The organism is Micromonospora sp. NPDC005299 (assembly GCF_042872345.1).
Classification (GTDB): domain Bacteria; phylum Actinomycetota; class Actinomycetes; order Mycobacteriales; family Micromonosporaceae; genus Micromonospora.
Window position 1 is genome coordinate 96,520 of record NZ_JBIAKG010000003.1, and the last position, 16,160, is coordinate 112,679.

Below are 16,160 nucleotides of genomic sequence, written 5' to 3' on the forward strand. Positions count from 1 at the left end.
GCGGAGGGGACACCGGTCGTTTTCCTGGGCAAAGCTCCACACGGCGTGTCCGGGATCGGACAGCCGGCGGGGTTGCGCCCGGAAGGTCAGTCGTGCGTCCCCGGCCACTCGGCCGCCGGCACCGCCCGCGGCCGGTCCCCCACCAGCTCCGCCAGCCGGTTCACCCGCCGTCGACCGGTGATCCGGTACGCCGGCCCGCCCTCGTCCGCCTCCACGAACGCGGCCGGCAGCCCCACCGCGGCCAGCGCGGCGCGCACCGGCGGCCAGCACTCCTCGTCGGTCGGGCCGAGCCGGAGCCGGAACCCGGCCGGGTCGGCCGCCCCGGCCGCGGCGAGCCAGAGCCGCAGCCGCCGCCCGTTGAGGTGGAACCCCGCCGGGGGCCGCTTGACCGTGCCGCGCAGCCAGGCCAGCGCGAGGGGGGACAGCGTGGTGGCGTACGCGGTGCGCACCAGGTGCCGCCCGTCCCCGGTCGGCTCCCAACTCGCCGGGATCCCCCGGGCGCCCAACTCGGCCACCAGCACGTGCACCCGCCAGGCGGCGTCCACCACCACCGAGACCCGGGCCGTCCCGCCCATCCGGACCACCTCGCCCGGCCCGGCGAGCAGGCCGGCGAGGTCCGCCAGCGACGGATCGGCCGCCTCGGTGGAGAACAGCGAGGGCTGGCGGGCCGGGTTCGGGGAGGGAGAAGGGGTCAGCGACACTCCGGGACCTCGTCGAAGGCCTTTTTCAGCTCCGGTGAGTTGAGCCGGCTGGTGTCCAGCGCGCTCGCGTCGTACTCCTTGTTGAGCGTGTCCACGGCGGCCCGCACCCCGTCGTAGAACGGGCCGGCCTGAGCGGTGTCCAGCCGGTCGATGGTGTCCCGGGCCCGTCCGTACGCGTCCCGCACCTTGCTGAGCGAGGCGCGGAACCCGGCGGAGATCTCGTCGCCGTGGTCGGTCTCCGGCACGCCCGCCTCCTCGACCTTGCGCCGGGCGGTCTCGCTGGCCTCCTCCGCCCCGGCGAAGAGCCGGACCAGATTCTCCTTCGCCTGCGCCGGGGTGGTCTGCGCGGTCATCTGCTGCTGAGTGCTGCTCGTCAGCTTGTTGATCTCGGCGCGCCACGGGCTGAGTGCCTGGCAGACCGACGCGGCCCAGGCCTGCGGGCTGGGGCCGCCGCAGCCGGCGACGACGAGGACCAGCGTGGCCAGGACCACCGTGAGCTTTCCGGCGGTTGCCGCCCGGCGCGTACGCATGCGAAGCAGCGTACGACCTTGCGGTGGAAGTGCCACCGGTCAGGTTTCGTGCACGGGACCGCCGGACGGCACGGTTCCCGGCCGGCCGAGGCCGACCGGGAACCGTCGCGTCGCCCGGGTCAGGCGTTGACCGTCTCCGGGTGCTGGTCCGGGGTGCCGGCGTCGCGGTCGGAGTCGTCCATCGCGATGCCCTTGCGCTTGCTGAACACCACCGCGGCCACGATGACCAGCGCGGCCACCACGGCGATCGTGATCCGCAGCGCCGGGTTCCGGTCGTCGCCCACGCTCCAGGCCACCACGGCCGGGGCGATCAGCAGCGAGACCAGGTTCATCACCTTGATCAGCGGGTTGATCGCCGGGCCGGCGGTGTCCTTGAACGGGTCGCCGACGGTGTCGCCGATGACGGTCGCGGCGTGCGACTCGGAGCCCTTGCCGCCGTACGCGCCGTCCTCCACCAGCTTCTTGGCGTTGTCCCAGGCCCCACCGGAGTTGGCCAGGAAGACCGCCATCAGCGTGCCCGCGCCGATCGCACCGGCCAGGTACGAGGCCAGCGCGCCCGGGCCGAGGCCGAAGCCGACCGCGATCGGGGCCAGGATGGCCAGCAGGCCGGGGGTCATCAGCTCGCGCTGCGCGTCCCGGGTGCAGATGTCGACGACCTTGCCGTACTCGGGGCGCTGGGTGCGGTCCATGATGCCGGGCAGCTCGCGGAACTGCCGGCGGACCTCCATCACCACGGCGCCGGCCGAGCGGGAGACCGCGTTGATGGCCAGGCCGGAGAAGAGGAAGACCACCGCCGCGCCGATGATGAGGCCGACCAGGTTGCGCGGGTTGGCCACGTTCAGGAAGTTGATGATCTCGTTGTCGACTGCGGCGTCGCCGATCGTCAGCCCCCGGGCGTCGGCGACCGCGGACTTGAGCGTGTCGGTGTACGAGCCGAACAGCGCGGTCGCGGCCAGCACCGCGGTGGCGATCGCGATGCCCTTGGTGATCGCCTTGGTGGTGTTGCCGACGGCGTCCAGCTCGGTCAGCGTCCGCGCGCCGTGCTCGTCGATGTCGCCGGACATCTCGGCCACGCCCTGGGCGTTGTCCGAGATCGGGCCGAAGGTGTCCATGGCGACGATGACGCCGACGGTGGTGAGCAGGCCGGTGCCGGCCAGCGCCACCGCGAACAGCGACAGGGTGATGGAGCTGCCGCCGAGCAGGAACGCGCCGAAGACGCCGGCGCCGATCAGCAGCGCCGAGTAGACCGCCGACTCCAGGCCGACGCTGATGCCGGCGAGGATGACGGTGGCGGCACCGGTCTGCGAGCTCTTGCCGATGTCCTGCACCGGGCGCCGGTTGGTCTCGGTGAAGTAGCCGGTGAGGGCCTGGATCGCGGCGGCGAGCACGATGCCGATCACCACCGCACCGATGGCCACCAGCCGCGGGTTGCGGTCGACGTCGGTGAGACCGCCCTCCAGTTCGCCGAAGGTCGCCGGCAGGTAGGCGAACGCGGCGATCGCCACCAGCACCGCGGCGATCAGCGCCGAAAGGTAGAAGGCCCGGTTGATCGCGGTCAGACCGTTGCGGTCCGAGGTGCGCAGCCGGGTGATGAAGACGCCCACGATCGCGACGAGCACCCCGATGGTGGAGATGATCAGCGGGAAGACCAGGCCGGTCTCGCCGAACGCGGCGCGGCCCAGGATCAGCGCGGCGACCAGGGTGACCGCGTACGACTCGAAGAGGTCGGCGGCCATGCCGGCGCAGTCGCCGACGTTGTCACCCACGTTGTCGGCGATGGTGGCGGCGTTGCGCGGGTCGTCCTCCGGGATGCCCTGCTCGACCTTGCCGACCAGGTCGGCGCCGACGTCGGCGGCCTTGGTGAAGATGCCGCCGCCGACCCGCATGAACATGGCGAGCAGCGCGGCGCCGAAGCCGAAGCCCTCCAGCACGGTCGGGGCGTCACCCCGGAAGATCAGCACGACCAGCGCCGCACCGAACAGGCCGAGGCCGACGGTGAGGAAGCCGACCACGCCACCGGTGCGGAAGGCGATCTTCATGGCGCCCTCGCGCCCGCCTTCCCGCTCCCGGGCGGCCGCGGCGACCCGCAGGTTGGCGCGGGTTGCCAGCCACATGCCGGCGCCGCCGATGAACGCGCTGAACCCGGCGCCCACCACGAAGAAGAGCGACCGGCCGATCTTCACCCAGGTCTCGCTGCCGTCGGTGTCGTGCACCGGCAGCAGGAACAGCAGCACGACGGCGATGACCACGAAGATCGCCAGGGTGCGGAACTGCCGCAGCAGGTACGCGGACGCGCCCTCCTGCACCGCCCCGGAGATCTCCTGCATGTTGGTGGTTCCCGTACCGGCCGCCAGGACCGCCCTGGTGAGGGCAGCCGCGAAGACGAGGGCCACCAGCGCGAGGACCGCGGCGATGACGACGTACGTCACGTTGGCTCCGGTAAGGGACAGTGCGCCGCCGTCGGCGGCCAAGGTCCCGGACATCTATGTCCTCCTGTACCGAACACTCGCGCCGGCCGGTGAGACGCACGGACCGACGCCTGGATTGCGGACTCGCAAGCGCGCGCCAACCCACCCCGGCGGACCAGCGATGAACACCCATTCCCGCTGGCTGCGGGAAGGGTCACTTGCTGACAACCCGGGTACTGTAGCCCTCCGGCGTGGTGAGGGTCACACCGAGGGGCCACCGTGTCTCGATGATCTTCGTAACTGTGCTATGTGAAGAAATCTGATATAAGGGCCGGGCAGCACGACGAGGCCGCGCCCCCGAGGGGAACGCGGCCTGCGGAAGAAGAACAGGGTCAGGCGCGGCCGACCGGCCACACCATCCGGACCTCGGTGCCGACGCCCTCGTCGACCGGACGGACCTGGAGGTCCTCGACGAAGCCGGCGAGCAGGGCGAACCCCACGCCGGTGGTCAGCGCGTCCTCGCTGAGCGACTCCTTGGCCAGTTCGTCCGGGGGCAGCGCGGCGAGGCCGATGCTCGCCTCGATCGGGGCGCAGTCCACCACCCGCACGGTGTACGCCCCGCTGTCGGACATCTCCACGTAGACCGGGTCGGGCACCCCGTACTGCCGGTGCAGCGCCACCGCCCGGGTGCACGCCTCGCCGATGGCCAGGCGGACCTCGTCGAGCAGGTCCTCGCGCACCCCGGCCCGGCGGGCCACCGCGACACCGACCAGGCGGGCGGTGCGGACGTGCACCGGAGCCGGGGAGAACGAGAGCTTGACGGTCGCCATCACGCGCCGGCGCCGGTCGGGTCGGCGTTGATCGCCGCGTCGACCGTGGGGTGCAACGGGAAGACCTGGTCCAGGGCCGTGATCCGGAAGATCTTGAGCAGCGGCTCCTTGTCGCAGACCAGCGCGAACGAACCGCCGGCCGAGCGGAGCCGCTTGAGCGCACCCACCAGCACGCCGAGGCCGGTCGAGTCGAGGAAGTCCACCCGGCCCAGGTCCACCACGACCCGGCGGGCACCGCCGTCGATCAGCTCCAGGAGCCGTTCCCGCAGGCGCGGCGCGGTGTAGACGTCCACCTCACCGCCGACCTCGAGCACCGTGTGCTCCCCCACGGTGCGGGTCGCCAGCGACAGCTCCATCGGTCCCTCCTCGGTAAGCTCTTCAGGGCATCTAACCATCCCCCCGCGCGGCCCCTTCCAGGTCACCGGCGGAGGCTTCCCCATACCCACGCCCCCCGGTTTTCAATTCCGAACACCAGTGCGAGAGTGCAGGACGTGACTACCGACAGCTTCAGCTCGGCGCGTCTGCCGCCGCGCCACGACCTGAAGCAGTCGACCGACGGCTCCAGCTCGGCGGGTCTGGCGCCGCGCCACGACCTGGAGCCGTCGTCCACTGCCACCGCGCCGACGGGCGGCGGGCCCGGGCGGCCGCCGGGCGAACTGCTGCGCCGGCTGCGCCTGCGGCACGCCGCCGACCCGGTCACCCACGTCGAGCGGGTGCCGGCCCGGGCCGGCGAGCCGGCGCCGTGGCCGGACTGGGCCCCCGACGAGCTGCGGGTGGCGTTCGCGCGACGCGGCGTGGTCGCCCCGTGGCGGCACCAGGCCGAGGCCGCCGAGCTGGCGTACGCGGGGAAGCACGTGGTGGTGGCCACCGGGACGGCGTCCGGCAAGTCGCTGGCGTACCAGTTGCCGGCGCTGGGCACCCTGCTCGCGGACCCGCGCGCCACGGTGCTCTACCTGGCCCCGACCAAGGCGCTCGCCGCCGACCAGCTCCGCGCCGTCGCCGGCCTCGAGCTGGAGGGGGTACGCCCCGCCACCTACGACGGGGACACCCCGCGCACCGAGCGGGAGTGGATCCGCCGGCACTCCCGGTTCGTGCTGACCAACCCCGACATGCTGCACCACGGCGTCCTGCCCGGGCACGCGCACTGGTCCGGGTTCCTGCGCCGGCTCGCGTACGTGGTGGTCGACGAGTGCCACACCTACCGGGGCGTGTTCGGCTCGCACGTGGCGCACGTGCTGCGGCGGTTGCGCCGGCAGTGTGCGCGCTACGGGCGTACCCCGGTCTTCGTGCTGGCCTCCGCCACGTCGGGCGACCCGGCGACGGCGGCCGGGCGGCTCACCGGCCTGCCCGTCACGGCCGTCACCGAGGACACCTCGCCGCGCGGCGGGGTGACCTTCGCGCTCTGGGAACCGCCGCTGCTGCCCTCCTCCGACGCCCACTCCCCCGACGCCGACCTGCTCCAGGTCCGCCGCTCGGCGCTGCGGGAAACCGCCGACCTGCTCACCGACAGCGTGATCGAGGGGGTACGCACGCTCGCCTTCGTCCGGTCCCGGCGCGGGGCCGAGGTGGTCGCCGCGAACGCCCGGCGGGCACTCGACGAGGCGGTGCCCGGGCTGGGCGACCGAGTGGCCGCCTACCGCGCCGGCTACCTGCGCGAGGAGCGCCGCGAGCTGGAACGCGCGCTGCTCACCGGCGATCTGCTCGGGCTCGCCTCCACCAACGCCCTGGAACTCGGCGTCGACCTGGTCGGGCTGGACGCCGTGCTGATCTGCGGCTGGCCGGGCACCCGGGCCTCGCTCTGGCAGCAGGCCGGCCGGGCCGGCCGCTCCGGCGACGAGGCCCTCGCGGTGCTGGTGGCCCGGGACGACCCGCTCGACACCTACCTGGTGCACCACCCCGAGGCGCTGTTCGGGCGGCCCGTCGAGTCGACCGTGTTCGACCCGGCCAACCCGTACGTGCTCGCGCCGCAGCTCGCCTGCGCCGCGCACGAGGCCCCGCTCACCCCGGCCGACCTGGAACTCTTCGGCGAGGGCGCGAAGGAGGCGGTCGACTCGCTGGTCGAGGCGGGGGCGCTGCGGCAGCGGCCCACCGGCTGGTACTGGCGGCACCGGGAACGCCCCGAGGTCGACCTGCGCGGCGAGGGCGGGGCGCCGGTCTGCGTGGTGGAGGAGTCCACCGGCCGGCTGCTCGGCACCGTCGACGGCGGCTCCTCGCACTTCCTGCTCCACTCGGGCGCCGTCTACCTGCACCAGGGCGTCTCGTACGTGGTCGACTCGCTCGACCTGGCCGACGGGTGCGCGCTCGTGCACGCCGAGGAGCCGGACTGGTCCACCCACGCCCGGGACGTCACCTCGCTGTCCGTGGTGTCCGTCCGGTCGTACGTGGACGCCGGGCCGGTCGGGCTCTTCCTCGGCGAGGTGGACGTGACCAGCCAGGTGGTGTCGTACCAGCGGCGGCGGATCGCCACCGGCGAGGTGATCGACACCCGGCCGCTCGACCTGCCGGCGCGGGAGCTGCGCACCGTCGCGGTCTGGTTCACGCTCTCGCCGGAGTCGCTGGCTCGTGCCGGCGTCGAGGCGGCGGACATCCCGGGTGCGCTGCACGCCGCCGAGCACGCCGCGATCGGCCTGCTGCCGCTCATGGCGACCTGCGACCGGTGGGACATCGGCGGGCTCTCCACCGCCCTGCACCCGGACACCGAGGCGCCCACGGTCTTCGTCTACGACGGCCACCCCGGCGGGGCGGGTTTCGCCGAGCGGGCGTACGGGACGGCCGCCGCCTGGCTGCGCGCCACCCGGGACGCGATCGCCGAGTGCGGGTGCGAGTCGGGGTGCCCGTCCTGCGTGCAGTCCCCGAAGTGCGGCAACGGCAACAACCCGCTCTCCAAGCCGGACGCGGTCAAGGTCCTCGACGTGGTCCTCGCGAACCTGGCGGCGGCCGAGGGCGGGCGCGGGGCGGTGCTGCCCCGGCAGGAGGGGCGGGCGGCGGACTGACCTCCTGATCGGTGGTCCTGGTTGGTGGACGGGCGCATGAGTGGGCCGGCATCGGGGCATTGATGCATGGGAGCGCTTCCATATCCCCGAGACTCCTCGCCCGGAGGTACCGCCGTGGCCGACACGATCGCCGAGACCGTCGACCTGCTCTACACGATCGACCAGGAGAACCTCACTCCCGACCAGCTCATCGCGCTGGGCACCGCGCTGGCCAACCTGGCCCAGGCGGAGCGCCTGGAGCAGATCAACGAGCGCCTGCGCGGCATCCACCAGGTGCTCAACGCCTGGGCCATGAAGGCGACCGTCGACGGCGGCCGCTGACCGTCGGGCGGCGGCGGGTGGACGGCGGTCGATCCGGCTCAGCGGACAGAGCGTGCGGGCTGCGGGCGGACGGTGACGCCCTGGCTGTGCGAGACTCCGGCGTTCACCTCTTCAAGGAGACCAGATGCAGCTCGACAGCTTGCAGGCCCAGCAGCGGTTCATCGTCCGGCAGCGGATCCGGATGATGGTCAACCAGTACGAGGTCCACTCGGTGGCGCCGGACGGCTCGGAGGGCGGGCTGCTCGCGTTCGCGCAGCAGAAGCGGCTCGCGTTCAAGGAGCAGGTGACCATCTACACCGACGACTCCAAGCAGTACCCCCTGCTCGGCTTCAAGGCCCGGCAGCGCCTCGACCTCGGCGCCACGTACGACGTGACCGATCACGCGGGCACCCCGATCGGCCTGTTCCGCAAGGACTTCGCCCAGTCGCTGCTGCGCTCCACCTGGCACGTCGAGCAGGCCGGCCTGCCGCAGATGACCGGGCAGGAGCGCAGCCTGCCGGTGGCCCTGCTGCGCCGGTTCGTCGACTCGCTCTCCTGGCTGCCCTACCACTTCGACTTCGTGGCGAACGGCCAGCCGGTGTTCTCGGTCGACAAGAAGTGGGGCCTGCGCGACCGCTACGTGGTCGACATCCACCACCCGCAGATCGACCGGCGACTCGTGATCGCCATGGCGGTCGGCCTGGACGCCCTCCAGTCCCGCTGACGCCGACAGCTCGGCCGGCACACGAGCGGCGCGGCTGAGCACCCGGCCGGTGTCGGGGCGGCGCGCTTCCGCTCCGACACCGGCGGCGGTTGTCAGGGCGGCACGCTCCCGCTCCGACACCGCCGGCGGTCGTCAGCCTCGGGCCGGGCCGGCCCGGGAGGTGGCGGTCGCCGCGCGGGCGAGCCAGGGCAGTGGGGCGACCCTCACCTCCGTCGTGACGACGACGTCGAGACCGTCGAGCCGGCAGGCCGTCAGCCGGCCGCCGTTGGCCGCGGCCAGGTCGGCGGCCCGTCCACACGCCGCCTCGGCGCCTTCGAGGGCCCGACCGGCACCCGCGAGCGCCCCGAAGTCGGCGGCGTTCCGGGCCTGGTGGCGCGCACACCGGGCCGCGCCGAGCCCCGCGCCGAAGAGCCCGACCAGCACGAGCACCAACCCCACCGCGAGCAGGCACACGGTCGCCCCGCCCCGGTCGGCGCCCGGGCGTCCACGCCCGTTGACCACCCTCGCAGCCCCGCTAGCCCAGCAGCGTCCCTGACCTGCCGGGCGGATGCCGTCGCGCGCAGTCACGGTTGCGGTCCGGGGGCGCCGGGCTCGACGGCGGCCACCGCGGTGCCCGACACGGTGAGCCGGGGCAGCCGGGCGCCGAAGCTCCGGACCGGCGCCCGGACGGTCACGGTGACACGGTCGCCGGCCACGGTCACCGAGATGTCCGCGCCGGTCGGGGCGTATCGGGAGCCGGCCGTCGACCCCGGCTCACCCCGGGCGGCGGCGAGCGCCGCCTCCCGGGCCGCGTCCACGCAGCCGGCCCGCGTGGTGACCGCGTCGACCGCGGTGAGGCCGGCGAAGAGGAGAAGCATCAGCGCCGGCAGGCCGGCCGCCAACTCGGCCGTGAACGAGCCCCGCTCCCGCGCACCCCACGGCCGTCGTCCGCCGATCCGTCCCGGATGCCCGGGACCCGCCGTGGTGGACGGGGAATCCGGGTCCGGGCCGGGCCGGCGGCCGGCCCACCGGCGACCGGTCACTTCAAGGCCCGGTCGATGACGGCGGTGAGCGCGGACTGCACGTTGCCGGAGGTGAGCACCTTCAGCAGGATCCCGGCGAAGGCGACCGCAGCGAGGGTGCCGACGGCGTACTCGGCCGTGTTCATCCCGGCGTCGCCGCGCAAGCGGGTGAGGAGTTTGCGCATGTCGTACTTCCTTTCTCGGGGGTTCACAGCACGTCGCCGAGGACGGCGACGATCACCGGCACCAGACCGGCGAGAATGAAGGCGGGCAGGAAACAGAGCCCGAGGGGCAGCACGATGAGCACCCCGGCCCGTCGGGCGGCCGCCTCGGCCGCGGTCGAGCGGTCGGACCGCAGGTCGTCGGCGAGCCGGGTGAGCGCGCCGGCCAGCGCCGCGCCGCTGCTCGACGAGCGGATCGCACCCGTCACCAGGCGCTCCGCCCCGGGCACGGGTCGCAGGTGGTCCCACGCCTCCGCCGCCGTGCCGCCGAGTTCCAGCGTCCGCCCGACCCGGCCGAGCCGGTCGGCGAGCGGCCCACCGAGCGCCTCGGCCACCGCCAGTACCGAGCGGTCCACCGGTGCGCCGGCCCGGAGCGCGGCGGCCAGCAGGTCGGCGGCGAGGGGCAGGTCGGCGGTCTCCCGGAGCCGGCGGTCCCGGACGGCCCGTGGCTCGATCCGGCGCAGCAGGCGGTCGGCGGCCATCGCGGCCAGTGCCCCGACGAGTACACCCGGCCAGCCGCCCACCACGACAAGTGCGGCCACGCCCGCCAGGCCGGCGCCGAGCCGGATCCGGTCCGGCCACCAGGCCGGGCGGCTCCACTCCGCCCGCCGGGCGAGCGTGAGGAGGCGCAGCCGCCGTGCCGGACGGACGGCCGACCCGGACGCGACCAGGAGCAACGCCGCCGCGCCCAGGCACGCTGCGGCCACCACCTGCCGCGACATCAGGCGGCCCGCCCGGGCGCCGCGCCGAGCCGCTCCGCCCAGAGCAGCCCGCCGATCTGCAACGCGACGGCCGCGACGGCGCTGCCGCCGCCGACCGGGGTGTGCAGGAGCACGGCCACCGGGTCGACGCCGATGGCGTACCCCAGCCCGATCCCGCCGAGCGGTAGCGCGGCGAGCAGCCAGGCGGTCGCCCGGGCGCCGGCCGCCTGCGCGGCTGCCGCGGCCAGACCCCGGTCCGCCGCCCGGGCGTCGGCCTCGACCCGTTCGAGCAGTTCGGCCAGGGGCGCTCCGGTGCGGTCGGCCAGCCGCACGGCGGCTCGCGCCAACCGGGCGGTGCGCCGCGGGCCGTCGCCGATCGTGCCGCCGGCCGGCAGCCCGGCCCGCAGGTCGGCGGCGAGCGCGCCGAGCTGGTCCAGGTAGCGGCGGTGAGCCAGCCCGGCCGCCCGGTGGGCCTGCCGGCGCACCACCGCCCGGGCCGCCAGCGTGCCGTACGCGGCCAGCACCAGCGCGGACACCGGGCCGCCGAGCAGCGCCCCGGCCCCGGCGCCGACCACGGCCGCCGCCGGCAGGGCGGCTCGCCCGGACAGCGGGGCACCATCGGCGGGGACCAGAGCGGCGGCAGCCAGCCGGAGCCGGGGCGGGCGATCCGTGGGGGTGAGAACGGCAGCCAGCCGGAACCGGAGGGTGCGACCGGTGGAAACCTGAGCGGTCGCCAGCGCGCGATCGGTGGGGACCAGAGCGACGCCCATCCGGGGCCGGCGCGCACGATCGGTCGGGACGGGTCCGGTGGTCGGGCGGGTCGGGTCGCGCCGCCCCGGCGGCCGGCCTGGAAGGGGACGGTCGGCGGGACGTCCGAGCACCGTGGCCGGCCGGTGAGGGATGGGCGCCCGCACCACCGGCCCGGGCCCGGCAACAGGGCCGGCGCACACCGGCCGGGGGCCACCCTGAGCGGGGCGAATCCCCAGATCGAGGACGGCATGCTGCCGGACGCGGTTGGCGCGTACCGGCCACGCGACCGCCGCCGCTGCGCCGGCCAGGAGCACGGCCACCAGCCACACCTGACCGGTCACGACGGACCCGCCGAGCCGGGCCACACCGCGCAGAGGATCGGCGGCACGGCCACGCCCCGCTCGCGGAGCAGGGCGCCGAGCGGTCGGGCGGCGAGACCGAGCCCGCGCCCGCGTACCCAGGCGGGGACCACCGTGACCATCCGCTCGGGTCCCTCGGGGAGGAGCAGGCCGACCGACTCCAGCACCCGACCCTCGGTGGTCCGCCGGACCTGCAGGAGGACCTGGAGCGCGGCGGCGACCTGGGCGTGCAGGGCGGCCCGGGGCAGGCCGCCGAGCATCCCGAGCGCCTCCAGCCGGGCCGGCACGTCCGTCGGGGCGTTGGCGTGCAGCGTGCCGGCCCCGCCGTCGTGGCCGGTGTTCAACGCGGCGAGCAGGTCGACCACCTCGGCGCCCCGGCACTCGCCCACCACCAGCCGGTCCGGCCGCATCCGCAGCGCCTGCCGGACGAGGTCACTCAGCCCGACCGCCCCGACGCCCTCCACGTTCGACGTCCGCGCCTGGAGGCCGATCACGTGGGGATGCACGGGCCGCAGCTCGGCGGCGTCCTCGACCAGCACGATCCGCTCGGTCCCCGGCACCAGCCCGAGCAGCGTGTTGAGCAGGGTGGTCTTGCCGGAGCCGGTGCCGCCGGTCACCAGGTACGCCAAGCGGGCGGCCACCACGGCGGCGAGCAGCGGGGCGACCGGCCGGGGCACGGTGCCCTGCCGGACCAGTTCGTCGAGGGTGAAGGGCCGCTGCCGGAAGGTGCGCAGCGACAGGTAGGGCCCGTCGGTCGCCACCGGTGGCAGCACGGCGTGCAGCCGGGTGCCGTCGGGCAGCCGGGCGTCGGCGTACGGCGAGGCGTCGTCGAGCCGGCGCCCGGCTGCCGCGGTGAGGCGCTGGGCCAGCCGGCGTACGTCGTCGACCGTGCCGAGCGGCACGGCCACCTGCTGCAGCCCTCGCCCCCGGTCGACCCAGACCCGGGTGCCGTTCACCAGCACGTCGGTGACCTGCGGGTCGGCCAGCAGCGGTGCGAGTGGACCGGCGCCGACGAGGTCGTCGTGAACCCGGTCGGCGATCCGGAGCAGGGCGGTGTCGCCGAGCACGGCGGCGTCCGGCTCGGCGCGTACGGCGGAGACGATGGCCGCGGGCGTGACCGGGGTGGCCTCGGCGGCGAACCGGTGCCGGACGCGGACGGCCAGGTCCCCGGAATCGGCCGGGCCGCTCACGCCGCACCCGCTGCGGACACGTCGGTCAGCTCGTCGAGGAGTCGCTGGCAGAGCACGGCGAGCGGGCCCTTCCCGCTGGCGGCCGGCGCCTCGCCGCGTTCCAGCCCCCGGCAGAGCCCCGGCTCGGGCCGGAGCGTGCCGGCGAGCGGCAACCCGAGCGCGCGGGCCACCTCGCCGGCCTTGAGCCGCCCCGGGGCGGGGCCCCGCACGATCACCGCCAGGTCGGCGCAGTGCGGAGCGGCCAGGGCGACCACCCGGGCCGCGGCGGCGGTGGCCCGCAGCTCCGCCGGTACGACGATGAGCGCCCGGTCGGCCGCCTGGAGGGCGACCACGGCCGCGTCGTCCAGGTGCCGAGGGAGGTCGAGGACGACCATGTCCCGGCCCCGGCGGGCGGCGTCGACGGTGGCGGCCATCGCCTCGGCCGGCAGGTGCCGCAGGGCGCCCCGGTCCCAGGAGAGCACCACCAGGTCGCCACGGCTGGGCAGGGCCCGGACCAGCGACGGCGGGTCCATCCGGCCGTCGGTGCCGGTGAGCCCGGGCCAGCGCAGCCCCTCGAGCTGCTCCCAGCCGAGCACGAGGTCGAGGCCGCCGCCGAGCGGGTCGGCGTCCACCAGGAGGGTGCGCAGCCGGGCCCGCGCCGCGGTGACGGCGAGGCCCCCGGCCAGCACGCTGGCTCCGGCGCCGCCCCGCCCGCCGAGCACCGCCACGACCCGGGACGGGTTACCGCCGGGCGGCTCGCCCGCGCATTCGGCGAACCGGTCGACCAGCCAGGGCTCGGCCGCGGGCAGGGTGGCGACGTGCTCGGCGCCGATCAGCTCGGCGACCTGCGTACCCGGATCGAGCTGGTCGGAGCGACCGACCAGCACCGTGCGGGGCCGGCGTGGCAGGCGGGCCCGCAGGCAGGCCTGCGCCTGGTCGGCGCCGACCAGCACCAGCGGCGCCGGCGTCCAGCGGGCCCGGGCAGCGGCGGGGTCGGCGGCCAGCTCGACCTCGGTGCCACCCGCCGCGGCGAGCCGCAGCAGCTCGTCGAGGAGGTCGCCGTCAGCGGTGACGAGCAGGGGCAGCCGACGGTAGGGCGGCAACGGGGTACGGGGCGGCATGGCGGCCTCCAGCGGTCGGACTCGGACGTGCCGCGGAGCAGCCTGCCGCCGAAAGCGGCGAGTCCTCGCCCGGTTCCGCCTCCCCTGTGGACGGCCATGACGTCTGTGGATAGACCTCGGCCACCGGATTGATCTGCTATGGCGCTGTCCGGTATGCGGTGTCCCGCCAGACCGGTCACCTGCCACCGCTCCCGAGACCAACCCGGCTCGGAGCGGTGACAGGCGACCGACCAGGGCGGAACCTGGTCCCCGTACCCGATGGGTCAGCCGGTCTGGCCCGGCGCGTCCACGATCTTCCCGCTAACCCGGATCAGCTCGACCTCGACGTCGCCCTTCTTCAGGCTGACCCCCTCCGGGGTCGTGTGGTCCTCGACCACGACGGTCCGGCTGCCGAGGAACTCGTGGGTGGTCGGGTCGAGCAGGATGTCCTCCTGCCGCCAGCCGTCCTGCACCATCCCCATCGCGACCGCCGGGCGGCCGTCGAAGTCGACCGGCCCGGTGGACCGGGTGACACCCGGGATCAGGGCCAGGGCCCGCAGCAGGGTCGCCTTCACGCCGGGCGGCAGCACGTTGTCCCGCAGCATCGACTCGATCAGAAGGTACGAGACGGCGTCGCCGTCCTTGCCGGACTGGCTCCGGGCGCGCAGCCAGCCGAGCAGCGCCCGCGGATCGGTGGGCAGCCCGGCCAGCGTCGGGTAGTCCTGCGGCGGCATGACCTGCGGCAGGTCTGAACTCTCCGTGGTGACTTCGAGCCTGCCGTCGACCATGACGGCGCTCTGCCGGCCGTCGGCCCGCTGCCACGACCGCGTGGTCTCGCGGGTGGCCTGGCCCTTGTCCTGGGCGATCTTGCCGCGGACCATTCTCAGCTCGACGTAGGTCCACTGGCCGGGGCGCGGTGGCGTGAACGGTTCGGTCTCGGCGTGCACGGCGGCCAGTTCGAAGGTCTGCGCGACCGGCCCGCTCGCCACGTACGGCGTCGAACGTGCCGGCGGAGTCGCCGGGCCGAGGCCGCCGACCGCGACCACCCCGGCGACCAGGGCGGCCGCCCCGAGAGCGGCGAGGCCGGACCGCCAGGCCCAGCCCGGCAGGCGTCGGCCGTGCCGCTGCGGCCGGCTCGGCACGGTGGCCCCGCGTTCGGTGATCCGGGCCAGCAGCGCCGCCCGGGCCCGGTCCTGGGCCTCCGGCGAGGGCGGCTCGACCTCGCTCCAGCTCGCCCGCAGCGCGGTGATGTCGTCGATCACTCCGAATCCTCTCCGGTTGCCGTCGGGTCGACGCCACCCAGCGCCGCCCGTAACCTCTTGCGCGCCCGGTGCAGCCGCGACCGGGCGGTGCCGGCGGGGATCTCCAGCGCGCGGGCCACCTCTTCGCAGGTCAGGTCCGCCCAGGCGACCAGCAGCACCACCTCCCGGTCGGCCGGCGCGATCTCCTCCAGCGCCGCCGCGAGCCGTCCGCGCACGGCCTGGGCGTCCAGCCGTACGACCACCCGGTCGGCCGGCCCGTCGTGGCTGTCCCGGTCGGCGGTGGTGGTGTGCTCCGCCCGGGCCAGCGCCCGGTACCGCCGCGCTTCGGCCCGCTGGTGCCCCGCGATGAGGTTGGACGCGATGCCGAACAACCAGGGCCGGGCGCTCTGTTGCGTGGTGTCGTACCGCCGCCAGTGGTCGAACGCGACCAGGAACGTCTCCGCCGCCACGTCGTCGGCCAGGTTCCGGCCCAGTCGCCGGGTCGCATAGCCGTGGATCGCCGGGTAGTAGCGGTCGAAGATGCCGTCGAACACCGCCGGATCCCCGTGCATCCGGCGGATGATCTCCGCGTCGGTCTCCTCGGCGGCGGTGCACACGTCTCGTGTCACCACACCCATGAATTCTCCTTCTGTTCCACACCCCTCCTGCACGGCCGAGGGCTCATCCCTACTTCGCCGATGGCGGCGGGAGTGTTCGCGACGGGAGCCCGGCCACGCCTTCGGTGTTCTCCCCGGGGTGGTCTTCGGCGTCGGCGGCGACTGGTCGCGCCGGGACGGCGCGCGGCAGATCCTCGGGACCGCACTGCCGGCCGCCGTCTTCTTCGAGGAAGCGGCACGGTTCGCCGGCCGCGCCGGCGACCCCGGTCACCGACTGGGCGCAGGGTGGAACGTCGCCATCGACGTCACGCTCGGCGTCCTGGCCGTCGTGCTGGTCGGCAGATCGAACCGGCAGCGGGCGCTCGCGTTGCCCGGCGCCGTCGTCATCTTCCTCGGCTTCGCGGTGGCCGCCGGCTAGTGGCCCCTTCGCCGATGTCCGGTCCGGATCACGCCGGAAAGGGACGACCCCCGTCGGGGGGAGACGGGGGTCGTCGTGAGGTTCGGCTCCGGGGGGG

18 protein-coding genes are annotated in these 16,160 nt (G+C 75.0%); 4 read left to right on the forward strand and 14 right to left on the reverse strand.

Annotation, left to right across the window (positions count from 1 at the left end):
- Nucleotides 1-86 precede the first annotated feature (86 nt).
- The 5 genes from ACFYPD_RS09750 to ACFYPD_RS09770 form a co-directional block, all read right to left on the reverse strand.
- Complete coding sequence (locus ACFYPD_RS09750) at nucleotides 87-701, reverse strand: hypothetical protein (protein ID WP_387110847.1); 615 nt, start codon at nucleotides 699-701, stop codon at nucleotides 87-89.
- Nucleotides 692-1,231 carry a hypothetical protein gene (locus tag ACFYPD_RS09755; RefSeq protein WP_387110849.1) on the reverse strand — a complete coding sequence of 180 codons (540 nt, stop codon included), beginning with the start codon at nucleotides 1,229-1,231 and terminating at the stop codon, nucleotides 692-694. Before ACFYPD_RS09755 ends, ACFYPD_RS09750 begins: the two co-directional genes overlap by 10 nt.
- A gap of 119 nt (nucleotides 1,232-1,350) precedes the next feature.
- Nucleotides 1,351-3,714, reverse strand: a complete 2,364-nt coding sequence (locus tag ACFYPD_RS09760) for a sodium-translocating pyrophosphatase (protein ID WP_387110851.1) — start codon at nucleotides 3,712-3,714, stop codon at nucleotides 1,351-1,353.
- Between the two features lie 317 nt (nucleotides 3,715-4,031).
- A complete protein-coding gene (locus ACFYPD_RS09765) occupies nucleotides 4,032-4,472 on the reverse strand; it encodes an ATP-binding protein (protein ID WP_387110853.1) in 441 nt (146 codons plus the stop codon).
- Nucleotides 4,469-4,825, reverse strand: a complete 357-nt coding sequence (locus tag ACFYPD_RS09770) for an STAS domain-containing protein (RefSeq protein ID WP_151462042.1) — start codon at nucleotides 4,823-4,825, stop codon at nucleotides 4,469-4,471. Before ACFYPD_RS09770 ends, ACFYPD_RS09765 begins: the two co-directional genes overlap by 4 nt.
- A 183-nt stretch (nucleotides 4,826-5,008) precedes the next feature.
- Between ACFYPD_RS09770 and ACFYPD_RS09775 the strand changes: the two genes are divergently transcribed.
- The 3 genes from ACFYPD_RS09775 (at nucleotide 5,009) to ACFYPD_RS09785 (ending at nucleotide 8,486) form a co-directional block, all read left to right on the forward strand.
- Complete coding sequence (locus ACFYPD_RS09775; protein ID WP_387112311.1) at nucleotides 5,009-7,462, forward strand: DEAD/DEAH box helicase; 2,454 nt, start codon at nucleotides 5,009-5,011, stop codon at nucleotides 7,460-7,462.
- A 114-nt stretch (nucleotides 7,463-7,576) separates the two neighbouring features.
- Nucleotides 7,577-7,783 (forward strand): hypothetical protein, encoded by a 207-nt coding sequence (locus ACFYPD_RS09780; RefSeq protein WP_107079467.1) that lies wholly within the window; start codon nucleotides 7,577-7,579, stop codon nucleotides 7,781-7,783.
- Between the two features lie 124 nt (nucleotides 7,784-7,907).
- Nucleotides 7,908-8,486, forward strand: coding sequence for a hypothetical protein (locus ACFYPD_RS09785; RefSeq protein WP_212838366.1), 579 nt, complete (start codon nucleotides 7,908-7,910; stop codon nucleotides 8,484-8,486).
- Nucleotides 8,487-8,618: 132 nt separating this feature from the next.
- On the opposite strand, the gene ACFYPD_RS09790 is transcribed toward ACFYPD_RS09785, so the two are convergent.
- The 9 genes from ACFYPD_RS09790 to ACFYPD_RS09830 all read right to left on the reverse strand — a co-directional run bounded on the left by ACFYPD_RS09790 (nucleotide 8,619) and on the right by ACFYPD_RS09830 (nucleotide 15,666).
- Entirely contained in the window at nucleotides 8,619-8,987 is a 369-nt protein-coding gene (locus ACFYPD_RS09790) for an Rv3654c family TadE-like protein (RefSeq protein WP_387110855.1), read from the reverse strand.
- Nucleotides 8,988-9,049: 62 nt separating this feature from the next.
- Nucleotides 9,050-9,421 (reverse strand): TadE family type IV pilus minor pilin, encoded by a 372-nt coding sequence (locus ACFYPD_RS09795; protein ID WP_387112314.1) that lies wholly within the window; start codon nucleotides 9,419-9,421, stop codon nucleotides 9,050-9,052.
- An 83-nt stretch (nucleotides 9,422-9,504) separates the two neighbouring features.
- Nucleotides 9,505-9,672: a DUF4244 domain-containing protein gene (locus ACFYPD_RS09800; protein WP_013283643.1), complete on the reverse strand. Its 168-nt coding sequence runs from the start codon at nucleotides 9,670-9,672 to the stop codon at nucleotides 9,505-9,507.
- A 23-nt stretch (nucleotides 9,673-9,695) separates the two neighbouring features.
- Entirely contained in the window at nucleotides 9,696-10,430 is a 735-nt protein-coding gene (locus ACFYPD_RS09805) for a type II secretion system F family protein (protein ID WP_387110857.1), read from the reverse strand.
- Nucleotides 10,430-11,179 (reverse strand): hypothetical protein, encoded by a 750-nt coding sequence (locus ACFYPD_RS09810; RefSeq protein WP_387110859.1) that lies wholly within the window; start codon nucleotides 11,177-11,179, stop codon nucleotides 10,430-10,432. Before ACFYPD_RS09810 ends, ACFYPD_RS09805 begins: the two co-directional genes overlap by 1 nt.
- Nucleotides 11,180-11,496: 317 nt before the next feature.
- Nucleotides 11,497-12,708: a TadA family conjugal transfer-associated ATPase gene (locus ACFYPD_RS09815; protein ID WP_387110861.1), complete on the reverse strand. Its 1,212-nt coding sequence runs from the start codon at nucleotides 12,706-12,708 to the stop codon at nucleotides 11,497-11,499.
- Entirely contained in the window at nucleotides 12,705-13,808 is a 1,104-nt protein-coding gene (ssd, locus tag ACFYPD_RS09820; RefSeq protein ID WP_387110863.1) for a septum site-determining protein Ssd, read from the reverse strand. Before ssd ends, ACFYPD_RS09815 begins: the two co-directional genes overlap by 4 nt.
- A gap of 263 nt (nucleotides 13,809-14,071) precedes the next feature.
- The gene (locus ACFYPD_RS09825) at nucleotides 14,072-15,049 is read right to left on the reverse strand and encodes a CU044_5270 family protein (RefSeq protein WP_387110865.1); all 978 of its coding nucleotides are present in this window, start codon (nucleotides 15,047-15,049) and stop codon (nucleotides 14,072-14,074) included.
- On the reverse strand, nucleotides 15,046-15,666 hold the full coding sequence (locus tag ACFYPD_RS09830; RefSeq protein WP_387110867.1) for an RNA polymerase sigma factor: 621 nt from the start codon (nucleotides 15,664-15,666) through the stop codon (nucleotides 15,046-15,048). The genes ACFYPD_RS09825 and ACFYPD_RS09830 overlap by 4 nt, the downstream gene beginning before the upstream one ends.
- On the opposite strand from ACFYPD_RS09830, the gene ACFYPD_RS09835 reads away from it, so the two are divergent.
- Nucleotides 15,665-16,063: a DUF6518 family protein gene (locus ACFYPD_RS09835; protein ID WP_387110869.1), complete on the forward strand. Its 399-nt coding sequence runs from the start codon at nucleotides 15,665-15,667 to the stop codon at nucleotides 16,061-16,063. The genes ACFYPD_RS09830 and ACFYPD_RS09835 overlap by 2 nt on opposite strands.
- Nucleotides 16,064-16,160 lie beyond the last annotated feature (97 nt).